A 12,562-nucleotide genomic window follows, 5' to 3' on the forward strand; every position below is an offset into this window, starting at 1 on the left:
TAATTTTATTTAAAAGTTAGATTTTTATTTTAAAAATATTTTTTTTAAATATTAATCTCTTTTTATTTATTTTAAGACTTATTATTAAATCAGGATATATTTAAATGGATTTACAACAGAATTTTAAGCATGAAAAAAAACTTCGGGGTGCGGATAAACTGGCACGTATACCTGTTAAGGTTATTGCAACAGACGTTATTCCGACAAAACCCGAATGGATACGGGCAAAAATCAGTCAACCTGAAGAGATTGGCCGTATTAAAGGGCTGTTGCGTCAGCAGAAACTACATACGGTATGTGAAGAAGCGGCGTGTCCAAACCTGCCAGAATGTTTTGGTAGCGGTACTGCAACTTTTATGATAATGGGTGATATCTGTACCAGACGGTGTCCTTTTTGCGATGTAGCTCACGGCCGCCCGAACAGCCTAGATCCGGCTGAGCCTCGGCATCTTGCCGAAACCGTCGCAAACCTGAATTTAAGTTATGTGGTAATTACTTCTGTAGACCGGGATGACCTGAAAGATGGAGGCGCCCAACATTTTGTAGATTGTATTCAGGAGATACGTAAATGCTGTCCGAATACCCGGATCGAAATATTGGTTCCGGACTTTAGAGGGCGGCTTGATCTTGCCTTGTCTATCCTTAGCCAGTCTCCACCAGATGTATTTAACCATAATATAGAGACAGTGTTCCGCTTGTACCGGGCCTTGCGGCCTGGATCAGATTATCAGCATTCTCTTAATCTGTTAAAAAAATTTAAAAATTTATGTCCTGAGATTCCTACCAAATGTGGCTTGATGGTAGGTATTGGAGAGATTGAGGCAGAGGTTATTGCGCTGTTAAATGATTTAAAAGATCATTATGTGGATTTGGTCACCATCGGACAGTACCTACAGCCTTCTAAAGCTCATGCTCCTATCCATCGTTTTGTGAGCTTAAAAGAATTTGAGCATTATCAGCGTCATGGCGAGTTTTTAGGATTTAAAAATATTTGGAGTGCGCCTATGGTACGTTCCAGTTATTTTGCCGATCAGCAATATTTAGGGAAACCTGTACCGCAACCTTTCAGCAGAAAGCAGTTACCCTAAATACAAACAGACAGGTTGATCTTATGCAGGAATATTCTGTAACTATTTTAAACAGATCAGTCTGAATCGGCCATTTCTTTTAAAAACAGTCTGACTATATTGGTACATATACCAGACTGATGTTTAAAGATGTGTATGCTGACGTCAGCCTTTTGTCGGATAGCAGATTAGAGCATCAAGGTTTAAGGTAGGGGAAAATAACAACAGTAACCAGCTCAGGTAGCTGCATTTTTGCCTCATCATGAAGGACCATGATATGCATATGATTAAAAAATTACCCGTGTTAAATCCTGTTTCTCATTATTCATCAGCTTTTTTAAAGAATGCTGTAGCACATCATGTGCCTCCCGTTTCAGTAGATGCGGCCCCAGTACTGAATCTGGATCATGGTTGGCGTGAAACACTCTTCGGTCGCTCATTAGATCAGTGTCATTCTGAACTCTTGAGAATTGCAGAAGATGCCAGCATGGCAATCGGAATTACAGACCAGCATGGCACTCTGCTCTGGACCTGGAGCAGTCACTCTATGCGCTCTTCTGCAGAACAGGTGCATTTTTTTGAAGGTGGCCAGTGGTCTACCCAGTCCGTAGGCACCAATGCTATTGGCCTTGCGTTAAATACCCATGCTGCCAGTTGTGTGTACTCACATGAAAACCAGATGAATAGCGTGCGTGACTGGGTATGCTACGCAGCGCCCATCATCGACCCACAAAGCGGCCAGTTCCATGGCATTATTAACCTTTCAACCAAGTATGAGAAGCATAATTCTTTAGGCGTACTCGCCGTAGAGCGCTGTGCAGATCTGGTACAACGCGCCATCCGGCTTGAACAGCAAAATGTGCTTTATCTTAAAGTGCTGGGTGGGTCAAAAGTTCAGTTTAATCATCATATTTTACAGCTGACGCACCGGCAAATTGAAATACTGTGTATTCTGGCATTGTGTCCAGATGGGATCAGTTTGGACGAATTACACTATGCCCTTTATGGAGACAGGCAGGTTAGCCAGAAAACTCTAAAAGCAGAATTATCCCAGATGCGCAGTCTGTTACTCGACTGTATCCAATCACGCCCTTACAAACTGAACTGTGAGGTTCAGGCAGATTTTCTTATGGCTGAACAGGCATTGAATCTGGGCTTTACTGTTACAGTATTGGCCTTGTACAAGGGCAATTTCCTGAGTAAGACAGAAAGTCCTTTCCTGTGTGCCTGGCGTGACTGCTTTGATGCGCGCTTAAGTCATATGATTCATAACTTGCAAGACATTGACCAGTTATTTCGCCTGATTAGTCGCGTTCCTGAACGTACTGATGCAATTGAGCGTCTGCTTGAACTTTTACCAGAAGACAGTCCTCATGCAGTCAAATTAAAACAACTTCTAGAATAGTCCATGAAATAGCAAATCCTGTTTGCTATTTAAGCTGACATATGGATTCCATCTAGTTCGTTATCGTTAACCCGGAATTATTCTGCTCATTAATATTATTTTTCAGCTTTTCGAGAAAAGATTCCAGAATCATATTATGTCGCCTGCCCTTTCTGGTAATCATGCAGATCGGTGTACTATAATGCATGCGCTGCTCGAGCACAGGTTTCATCTGACCGCTTTCTACCCATTTTCTTGCATAATGATCAGGTAAAAATCCCATAAAATTTCCGGTTAAAATTAAAAAAGCAATTCCCTCCCGGTCACTTGCAGTTGCAGAACAATGCAGCAGCTGGTAGAGCTGTAATGCTTGTGAATTAATACTGTAGTTAGGCATTACCGCATTCCACTGACTTAAATCTTGTTCTTTTAATCGTTCGGTAGAAAAAAATAAGGGATGCCGATCTCCACAATAAAGATAGGAACTTTCTTCATAAAGATTTAAATAGTCCAGCCCCGATAATGGAGTAACCATCGGGACTGCCCCTACATGTAAGCGGCCATCCATCACCTTGCATTCAATATCTGCTAGTGTACTCATACTGATGTTAATCTGCACATCAGGGCTTTCACTGGTAAGTTGCTCAAGCGTATTAGTGATATAAGGCTTTGGCAAATTAATTAAATTGTTAATAATTCCAATATTAAACTCGCCTTTTAACTTTTTATGAATCTGGTTAACCTTAAGCTTAAACTCCTCAATAGAAGCGATTAGCGTTTCACTATAGTTCAAGATTTCCTTACCTTCATCGGTAAGAGAAAATCCGGCACGGCCACGCTGGCATAACCTGAGCCCCAGACGATTTTCCAAATCACTCATATGCAGACTAATGGCTGAGCGGCTAATTCCAAGAACACTCTCTGCTGAAGTAAAGCTCCCACATTCGCATACTGTCTTGAAAATTCTCAATAACTTGATATCAAAATCAGTAATCTGGTTCAGATTTTTAATTTTCATTTACGTAAGTAATTTTATATCTAAAGATAAGTTTATTTGAATTTATCAGAACTAAACCCCAGATGTAAACTGAGAGCATAACTGGAAAAAGGGATTTTTTTAGTGACCCTTTCACATTTTAAATGTTTACCCTGAAACTCAGTTATACCGTTACTACCCACGGACTGCTTGCTTTAAAAATCAGTCATATATACCGCGTTTGGTAGAGCTCCATGTACAGGCCAGATTCAGGCTGCAATGAGTAGAGAAGATCATGAAAGTCGTCGTTTTAGGAAGTGGTGTAATTGGTGTCACAACTGCATGGTATCTAGCCCAAGCAGGGCATGAAGTGACCGTAATTGACCGACAGCCTGGAGCAGCGCTGGAGACCAGTGCTGCAAATGCCGGACAGGTCTCTCCTGGCTATGCTACACCTTGGGCAGCGCCAGGGGTGCCACTTAAAGCCATTAAATGGATGTTTCAAAAACATGCTCCTCTGTCTATTCGTCCAGATGGAACCAGTTTCCAGATTGCCTGGATGTGGCAAATGCTAAAGAACTGCAATATTCAGCATTATCAGGAAAATAAGAGCCGTATGGTTCGTATTGCTGAATATAGTCGTGACTGTCTGAAAGAATTACGGAAGACTACAGGTATTGCTTATGAAAGTCGTCAGCAAGGAACCTTACAGCTTTTCCGTAGTGAACAGCAATATGCCAATGCTGCCAAAGATATTGAAGTATTAAAAGAAGCTGGTGTGCCATTTGAGTTGCTCGAAGCGAAAGATTTAATGAAAGTTGAACCTGCTTTAAAATATTCCAGTCATAAACTGACAGGCGGGTTACGCTTGCCAAATGATGAAACTGGTGACTGCCAGTTATTTACACAGCATCTTGCAGAAATGGCAAAAGCTGCTGGCGTAATTTTTAAATTTGGTGTTTCTATTGAAAAACTGGTGGTTGAAGCAGATAAAGTCACAGCAGTCCAAACCAGTGAAGGTCTGGTTAAAGCAGACCAATATGTAATTGCAATGGGATCTTTCTCTACTCCACTATTACGTGGGTTAATTCATATTCCAGTCTATCCATTAAAAGGCTACTCACTGACCATTCCAATTCAAGATGCTACGCGTGCACCAGTTTCTACAGTACTGGACGAGACCTACAAAGTCGCTGTAACACGCTTTGATGATCGTATTCGTGTAGGGGGTATGGCAGAAATTGTAGGCTTTAATTATAAATTGCTTCCAGAACGCAGAAAAACTCTGGAAATGGTGGTGAATGATCTTTATCCGTCTGCCGGACGTTTAAAAGAAGCAACTTTCTGGACAGGGCTTCGTCCCATGACACCAGATGGTACGCCTATTGTAGGTAAAACTGCCCTGAGTAACCTGTTCTTAAATACTGGGCATGGTACATTAGGCTGGACCATGGCATGTGGTTCAGGTAAATTGCTTTCAGACCTCATGAGCCATAAACGACCAGCGATTTATGCAGATGACTTATCGGTTGCTCGCTATGCTGAGCGTCCAGGTTTTCAGGTCGCTACTGCCTGAATATAAGAAAAATATTTATTTAAAAACTAAATAAAAAAGCCTCCGAAGAGGCTTTTTTTAATGGCTCAGATTAGTCACCTGTATAGCCTTTAAGTTTTAAGCGCGCAGCGTGTAGTAAAGGTTCAGTATAACCAGATGGTTGCTCACCGCCTTTAAAGATCAGGTCAGATGCAGCTTTAAAAGCAATACTATTTTCGAAGTCAGCAGACATTGCAGTATAAAGCGGATCATTGGCATTTTGTTCGTCTACAATTTTAGCCATGCGCTTTAATACTTCTTCAACCTGTTCACGACTCACAATACCATGACGTAACCAGTTCGCAACGTGCTGTGAAGAAATACGTAATGTTGCGCGGTCTTCCATCAGGCCTACATCATTAATATCTGGAACCTTTGAACAGCCTACACCCAAGTCAACCCAGCGCACAACATAACCCAGAATACCCTGACAGTTATTTTCAAGTTCGTTCTTTTTCTCTTCTTCAGTCCAGTCTGTATTTGCTGCTAGCGGAGGAGTCAACAGATCATCCAGAGCTAAAGGCTCAGTCTGTAATAGTTCTTGCTGACGCTCGGATACATTGCACTGATGATAATGAATTGCATGAATTACTGCTCCTGTTGGAGAAGGAACCCATGCACAGCTTGCACCTGCTTCCGGATGCTCGATCTTAGTACGATACATGTCAAGCAACATATCTGGTTTTGGCCACATACCTTTACCGATCTGTGCCTTACCGCGTAATCCTGCTTTCAGGCCGATCATTACATTACGGTTTTCATAAGCAGGGAACCATTTTTGTCCTTTGATTTCGCCTTTACGAACAAATGGACCTGCTTCCATAAAGGTATGAATCTCATCACCTGTACGGTCCATAAAACCAGTATTAATAAAGATGGTACGGTCTTTGGCCTGAGCAATACAGTTCTTCAGGTTTACAGAAGTACGGCGTTCTTCATCCATAATCCCGATTTTAAGAGTTTTTGCCGGCAGCCCCAAAGCCTGCTCAGCACGTTCAAAAAGTTCTACCGCAAATGCGACCTCTTCCGGACCATGCATTTTTGGTTTTACGATATACATTGAACCCTGACGTGAGTTCTTGATTTCATTTTCGCCACGAATATCAGCAATACTTAGTAATGGCGTTACCAGTGCATCCATGATGCCTTCATAGATTTCTGCACCATCTACCAAAATAGCAGGGTTCGTCATCAGGTGGCCAACATTACGCAGTAACATCAATGATCGGCCATGAATTTTACCCGTATTCCCTTCAAGGTCTGTATAAGTACGGTCTTTGTTCATAGCACGGGTAACAGTTTTGTCACCTTTTTGGAAAGATTCCTGAAGTGTACCCTTCATAAGCCCAAGCCAGTTACGGTAGCCTTCTACTTTTTCCTCTGCATCTACTGCAGCAATCGAGTCTTCCAGATCCTGAATTGTCGTTACAGCTGCTTCAAGTACCAGGTCTTTTACACCAGCTGCATCAGTCTGGCCAATCGGACTAGTCGCATCAATCTGGATAATGACATGCAATCCATTATTTTTTAGAATAATTTCATTCGGATTACTTTTCTCGCCATTATAACCTACAAACTGAACCGGTTCAGCCAAGGTAGTTTTAGTATCATCTTTTAAAGTAATAACCAGCTGATTATCTTCAACTTCATAGCGTGTAGCATCTTGATGCGAGCCTGCCTCAAGCGGGAAAGTATCATTCAGAAAGCTTTTAGCAAATTCGATAACTTTGGCGCCACGGGCCGGATTATACCCCTTACCCTTTTCTGCGCCATTCTCTTCAGAAATCACATCAAAGCCATAAAGTGCATCATATAAAGAACCCCAGCGGGCATTTGCAGCATTAAGGCAGTAACGGGCATTTCGTACAGGTACAACCAACTGTGGGCCTGCCAATACTGCAATTTCTTCATCCACATTTTCAGTGGTAATCTGGAAATCTTCTACTTCTGGTAATAAGTAGCCAATCTCTTTCAGGAAAGCTTTGTAAGCTTCAAGTTCAAATTCGTTATTGCGATGCCATTCGTCAATTTTAGCCTGAATTTCATCACGCTTTGCAAGAAGCGCTTTATTTTTCGGACTAAGATCAACAACGACTTGCTCAAAATTTTTCCAGTATGTTTCACTGTCCAGACCGGAACCCGGTAAAGCTTCATTTTCGATGAAATCATAGAGTTCTTTAGCAATCGCTAACTTGCCTTTTTGAATACGTGCAGTCATTGTCTTTCCTGATATTGCTACTTTTTATCACAAGAGATTCTAGTATACTGATTTATATTTAGCTGAATACCACTATCACGTTCCTAAATAGTAAGCATTTTCTGTTTAAAAAATATTGACATCAATAGTTTTTATATATGCCAGTTTAAAATACGTTTATATTCAGCCGCTTTAAATTTACTTATAGTGGATAAAGAGAGAGGTTTCGAAAATTAGACTTAAGTACCAGCTTTTCTACCTATCTTTTATAACTTTTACAATAACTGATCACACGTATTAAAGCAAAACCATGCCGATACTGCGCGGTTTTATTTAATATAAATAATAAAAAAGCGTTCCGTAGAACGCTTGATTAAAATTTTACTGGGCGCCGTGAATTTGCTTGTGCTCTGAATGCAGATACTCATCTGATTGCATTTCCAGCAATCTTGAACGGGTACGCTCAATTTCAAACGCCAACTTCTCTCCCTGGTAGATATTAATAATATCATCTTGAGAGGTAAGTAAAAGTTTTACTCCCCGATCATAGAACTCATCAACCAGATAAATAAAACGTCGGGTTGCATCATTAATCTGATCAGTTAAATGCGGAACATTACTGACCAGTACCGTATTATAAATATTGGCTATTTCAATGAAATCTGACGGGCTGCGAGGCTTAAGGCAAAGTTCTGAAAATTCACACCACAACACATCTTCAGTATGACCGATAGTCTCTACAATACGGTTATTGATAATAATTGATTCTTGAGACTGCACCTGAGTCTGGGTCAATGCAGAAAACCTTTGGGCAATCCACTGCTGTGCTTCGTGGCTGAGCGGTGCCTTGAAAAGCTGCGCCTGTTTTAACACCCGTAACCGATAATCTACTCCAGCATCTACATTTAACACGACGCAGTTTTTTTTGACCATTTCAATGGTAGGTAAAAAACGGTCACGATGAATACCATTTTTATATAAACCATCTGGTGCAATATTTGAGGTCGCTACCAGCGTAATACCGCGCTGGAATAATTTTTGAAACAGATCGCTCAAAATCATGGCATCAGTGACATTTGATACAAAAAATTCGTCGAAGCAAATAATAACTGCATCTTTGTAAATCTGGTCAGCCACCAGATCTAGGGGATTACGCTGGCCAGACAGCTTATTTAACTCACGGTGTACATGTTGCATAAAGTGATGAAAATGCATACGTAACTTGCGGCGAAATGGAATAGACTCAAAGAATTGATCCATTAGCCATGTTTTTCCACGGCCAACCCCACCCCACATGTATACACCACGCGGTGCAGTTTGCCGGCGAAAACGGCGAAATGCTTTCTTAGAAGCCTTATATCGGTGAATCAATTCATGCCAGACCCGGTCCAGCTCCTGCACAGCTTGTGCCTGTGCTTCATCAGGTAAAAATTGTCCAGAAGATAAAGCTTGAGAATAATGCTCGGCTGGAGAGACGGGTGAAAAAGCTGTACTGTGTGATGATTTAAGCTCTAGCATATAATTCTGATACGTTTTATGGGCTAATGGGAAGTATAACGAAGAATATAGTGAAACATATAAAACTTTGGCATAACCCAACTTAGGCTATTTACCATATTGTCTTGGGCTTTGTCCGAACCAGCGCTTAAAGGCATGATTAAATGCGGCCGGTTCTGAATAGCCCAGTAACTCAGCAATAACCTCAATTGAGTACTCTTTATATTCAATCAGTTTTAATGCTTTGTTTTTAATCAACTGTTCTCTAATTTCTTTATAACTGGTATTGAACTGTTGTAGCTGATGGCGCAAGGTACGTTCTGGAATACCAAGTGCTTGTGCAGTCTCTGCCATAGTAGGAATTACCCCCTTTTGCAGCTCTAAATAGTCATGTACGCGCTGAATAAGTGAAGGTACTGCATCATCATGATTTAAACGTTGTAGCTCACTAATACATTTAGCTTCATAAACCCGATGGGTAATTGGATCTGCAGAAGGAATTTTGATTTCAAGTACTTGCGAATTTAATCCAAATTTCGCCTGCTTAAAACCGAAGTGCAGATCTGCACCATAATAATTCTGATACAGCTGTAATTGCTCTTTATCTTCAGGTGCTTTAAAAGGTAACTCAACTCTTAAAGTAGGTGCAACCAGTCCCATCATTTTATAAATATCTTGAATAAATTTATAAGTTCCCGAAATTTCGCATTGGGCACGTAGCAATCCCATATCTGAGTTTAGGTCTACTGGCAAATATGTCAATGCAACCTGATGAGCCATGACTTCAAGGCCTAAAGTTCCAAATAGGTGAGTAAGACCCTGGTATTGGATCCCCTTTTCAAGAGCAGTCTGGATATTATTACTGGTTACAAGGAGCATCAGCAAAGGGCCATAACCGGCAAGCGCGTAATGCTGCCCAATAAATAGTCCTGTTTCAGGCTTTACCCCTTCACCCACAACTTTTTGTATATCCCATTCCAAGCTGGGATGAATAATAGAAGTCGGATCCAAAGCATCCGGCTTGATACCAATTGTTGCGAGCCGTGAATCAACATCAATTCCAGCGTTACGCATACCTTGTATTAAATACATCAAACCGAGAATAGAACGCTTCATGAATAATTCAATTTACCCTGACCTGTCTGTTTTACTATAAAAATCTCATCTTTTTAATTGCCGAATCTATCAATATTTATGTTGCTGCTATCATGGGCCAATATAAGCAAAGCTGTATAATTTGTATAAAAATAGAACGGACTTAGCAGAGAATGCAGAAAAATAATATAGAACCTGTAACTGGACGCAGAGTAAAAGTTGCAATTATTGGTGCGGGATTTGGTGGTTTAGCCGCCGCAATTCGGTTATTACAGCAAAACATTGATGACTTTATTATTATTGAAAAAACAGGAGATGTAGGGGGCACATGGCGCGAAAACCGCTATCCGGGAGCTGCCTGTGATGTACAGTCACACATGTATTCTCTGTCTTTTGCGCCAAAAACAGACTGGTCAAAGCGTTACGCCGAGGCACCAGAAATTTTTGAATATATACAAAATCTTACTGAAAACTATCAACTGCGCCAATATATTCAATTCAATACAGAAATCACTGGAACTTTTTATAATGAACAGTTAAATATATGGCATATTGAAATTGATAGGCAGGAGAATATAGAAGCCCAATTTGTCATTTTTGCTTCCGGGCCGCTTCATATACCGCAGATTCCTAAAATAAAAGGTATCGAAAAATTTAATGGGAAAATTTTCCATTCATCACAATGGGATCATGAATACGATCTGATAGGTAAAACAGTTGCATCAATTGGTACAGGCGGCAGCGCCATTCAATATATTCCAGAAATAGCCTCACAGGTGAAACAGCTCTATGTAATGCAGCGTAGTGCAGCTTGGGTCATTCCACGCGACGAACGCAAATATGGCCAGTTGGAGAAAAACCTTTTTGCTCAGCAGGAATGGTTCAGGAAATTACATCGGATCCGGCTGTACTGGTCAAATGAATCACGGGTTATTCCAATTGTACAGCCATTTGCTATGCGCTATGTAGAAAAACTAGGCCGCGCTTTTATACGATTCCAGGTTAAAGATAAAACTATCGCCAAGAAACTTACACCTGATTATATTATGGGCTGTAAACGCATCTTGGTATCAAATAAATATTATCCAACCTTCAACCGGAGCAATGTTGAACTTGTAACTGATAAGATTCGGGAGATTACTGAAGACAGCATTATTACTCAGGATGGTCAGACCCGAGGAATTGACTGCCTGATCTATGGTACAGGTTTTATCACTGATCCCCGTGTTTACCTAAAGAATTTTCCATGCATTGGCCAGCATAATCAATCATTAGCAAAGGCTTGGGAAGATGGCGCCGAAAGCTACTATGGGGTAAGTACTAAAGGTTTCCCGAATCTGTTTCAGTTACTAGGTCCAAATACTGTTTTGGCGCATAATTCCGTTTTATTTATGATTGAATCTCAAATCGAGCATATCTTGCAATTGATTCAGCTGGTTGAAAAAACTCATACTCAGGCAGTCGTTGTTAAAGCTGAAGTACAGGATCAATTTAATCATCGAGTCCAAGACATGCTTAAAGGTACAGTCTGGCAGTCTGGCTGCACTAGCTGGTATCAGCAAAATGGCGGCAAAAACTTTTCCCTATGGCCTACTTACACTTGGCGATACTGGCTAGAAACCCGAAAGGTAAATCCGGCGGATTATCATTTTTTAGGAAATAGCACCATAAGCCGTGCAGCTTAAATTTTTCCCTGACATAATAAGCAGGTGTTGATTGCATCTGCTTATTCATGACTTCTCTTATTCTGGTTTTACAAATTTTTTTAGCCTTGGGTTTAGGCTTTTTATCCGCAAAAAAATTACCTGTTCCTGTACAAAAACTTATTTTCAAAATCTTGCCGTATTTTTCTTATCTGCTATTAATAAGTGTATCGCTTGAACTTTTTCAAGCTCTACAACAGTTACAACATCCTTTATATATTTTAAAACCTGCCTTATTAATTGCTCTACTGACCTCATTAGGATCTTTCTTGGTCTGTTTATTTGCTTATCAATGGCTAGACCGTAGCAGTGTCAAAGGCTCAATTTCCTTACACCTGTTTTTAAAGGCAATTAAGAATATCAGTTATGCTCTGCTGGCTCTAATGGCGGGTGCAGGCATTGGCTGGCTGATTAAATTATCTGGAAATGAATATTCTTTTAACAGCTGGTATCTATTACTGGTTTTTATTTTACTAATTGGTGTGGAGCTGGCTCATACCCATTTTGACCGTGCCTGGTTAAGCTGGAAAATTTTGGTTGTTCCATTAGCGGCTTTTATTGGTTCTGGCTTGGCTGCATTATTATGCATTCCTTTATTACAGAGTTACACAGCGAATGAAATTCTGGCCTTAGCTCAAGGTTATGGCTGGTACTCAATGTCTGGCATCCTGCTGAGTCAGATTCACTCTCCACAGCTTGGCAGTATTGCTCTGCTCACTGATCTGTTCCGGGAAGTTTTTGCAATTTTACTGATGTATTGTATCGGTTGGCGTTTTCCGCGTTCGGCAATTTCTAGTGCAGGAGCAACTTCCATGGATGTAACACTTGCCATGGTCAAACAGTCTTGCGGGACTCATTATGTTCCTCATGCCATGATGAGTGGCCTAATCTTAACTTTACTGGCACCTCTACTAATAAGCTTTTTTATATTTTTATAAAACAAAAATATAAGTTTGAATTTATTTGTACTTGATCTAAATCCTCAGAAGGTTATGCCAAAAAACAAAGCTGATAAACTAGTGATCAGCTTTGTCTGCAGTAGTTAAACT

Annotated in this window: 9 protein-coding genes; 5 read left to right on the forward strand and 4 right to left on the reverse strand. The window is 40.6% G+C overall.

Annotated features, from left to right (window positions below; translation table 11 throughout):
- The first annotated feature begins 104 nt into the window (after window positions 1–104).
- Together lipA and B3X18_RS00335 are read left to right on the forward strand one after the other, a co-directional pair.
- On the forward strand, window positions 105–1,088 hold the full coding sequence (gene lipA, locus B3X18_RS00330; protein WP_005025619.1) for a lipoyl synthase: 984 nt from the start codon (window positions 105–107) through the stop codon (window positions 1,086–1,088).
- A 256-nt stretch (window positions 1,089–1,344) separates the two neighbouring features.
- The gene (locus B3X18_RS00335; RefSeq protein WP_005025616.1) at window positions 1,345–2,472 is read left to right on the forward strand and encodes a hypothetical protein; all 1,128 of its coding nucleotides are present in this window, start codon (window positions 1,345–1,347) and stop codon (window positions 2,470–2,472) included.
- 52 nt (window positions 2,473–2,524) lie between these two features.
- On the opposite strand, the gene B3X18_RS00340 is transcribed toward B3X18_RS00335, so the two are convergent.
- Window positions 2,525–3,469, reverse strand: coding sequence for a LysR family transcriptional regulator (locus B3X18_RS00340; protein ID WP_005025615.1), 945 nt, complete (start codon window positions 3,467–3,469; stop codon window positions 2,525–2,527).
- 253 nt (window positions 3,470–3,722) lie between these two features.
- Between B3X18_RS00340 and B3X18_RS00345 the strand changes: the two genes are divergently transcribed.
- Window positions 3,723–5,003: a D-amino acid dehydrogenase gene (locus B3X18_RS00345; RefSeq protein ID WP_005025613.1), complete on the forward strand. Its 1,281-nt coding sequence runs from the start codon at window positions 3,723–3,725 to the stop codon at window positions 5,001–5,003.
- Window positions 5,004–5,073: 70 nt separating this feature from the next.
- Here the strand turns inward: B3X18_RS00345 and B3X18_RS00350 are convergent, their stop codons facing one another.
- From B3X18_RS00350 to B3X18_RS00360, 3 genes are all read right to left on the reverse strand, one after another.
- Window positions 5,074–7,239 (reverse strand): malate synthase G, encoded by a 2,166-nt coding sequence (locus B3X18_RS00350; protein ID WP_005025611.1) that lies wholly within the window; start codon window positions 7,237–7,239, stop codon window positions 5,074–5,076.
- Window positions 7,240–7,599: 360 nt separating this feature from the next.
- Entirely contained in the window at window positions 7,600–8,736 is a 1,137-nt protein-coding gene (zapE, locus tag B3X18_RS00355) for a cell division protein ZapE (RefSeq protein ID WP_034670043.1), read from the reverse strand.
- A gap of 87 nt (window positions 8,737–8,823) precedes the next feature.
- Window positions 8,824–9,831 carry a helix-turn-helix domain-containing protein gene (locus B3X18_RS00360; RefSeq protein WP_034670044.1) on the reverse strand — a complete coding sequence of 336 codons (1,008 nt, stop codon included), beginning with the start codon at window positions 9,829–9,831 and terminating at the stop codon, window positions 8,824–8,826.
- A gap of 152 nt (window positions 9,832–9,983) precedes the next feature.
- Between B3X18_RS00360 and B3X18_RS00365 the strand changes: the two genes are divergently transcribed.
- Window positions 9,984–11,495: a flavin-containing monooxygenase gene (locus tag B3X18_RS00365; RefSeq protein ID WP_034670045.1), complete on the forward strand. Its 1,512-nt coding sequence runs from the start codon at window positions 9,984–9,986 to the stop codon at window positions 11,493–11,495.
- A 47-nt stretch (window positions 11,496–11,542) separates the two neighbouring features.
- Window positions 11,543–12,451 (forward strand): lysine exporter LysO family protein, encoded by a 909-nt coding sequence (locus B3X18_RS00370; RefSeq protein WP_005014679.1) that lies wholly within the window; start codon window positions 11,543–11,545, stop codon window positions 12,449–12,451.
- Window positions 12,452–12,562: the final 111 nt, after the last annotated feature.

This window comes from Acinetobacter sp. UBA6571, from assembly GCF_002434085.1.
GTDB classification, from domain to species: Bacteria; Pseudomonadota; Gammaproteobacteria; order Pseudomonadales; family Moraxellaceae; genus Acinetobacter; species Acinetobacter radioresistens.

Bases quoted from the DNA above. Each gene is read 5' to 3' on its own strand.
- lipA (WP_005025619.1), top strand. From the start codon at position 105: ATGGATTTACAACAGAATTTTAAGCATGAAAAAAAACTTCGGGGTGCG.
- B3X18_RS00335 (WP_005025616.1), top strand. From the start codon at position 1,345: ATGCATATGATTAAAAAATTACCCGTGTTAAATCCTGTTTCTCATTAT.
- B3X18_RS00340 (WP_005025615.1), bottom strand. From the start codon at position 3,469: ATGAAAATTAAAAATCTGAACCAGATTACTGATTTTGATATCAAGTTA.
- B3X18_RS00345 (WP_005025613.1), top strand. From the start codon at position 3,723: ATGAAAGTCGTCGTTTTAGGAAGTGGTGTAATTGGTGTCACAACTGCA.
- B3X18_RS00350 (WP_005025611.1), bottom strand. From the start codon at position 7,239: ATGACTGCACGTATTCAAAAAGGCAAGTTAGCGATTGCTAAAGAACTC.
- zapE (WP_034670043.1), bottom strand. From the start codon at position 8,736: ATGCTAGAGCTTAAATCATCACACAGTACAGCTTTTTCACCCGTCTCT.
- B3X18_RS00360 (WP_034670044.1), bottom strand. From the start codon at position 9,831: ATGAAGCGTTCTATTCTCGGTTTGATGTATTTAATACAAGGTATGCGT.
- B3X18_RS00365 (WP_034670045.1), top strand. From the start codon at position 9,984: ATGCAGAAAAATAATATAGAACCTGTAACTGGACGCAGAGTAAAAGTT.
- B3X18_RS00370 (WP_005014679.1), top strand. From the start codon at position 11,543: ATGACTTCTCTTATTCTGGTTTTACAAATTTTTTTAGCCTTGGGTTTA.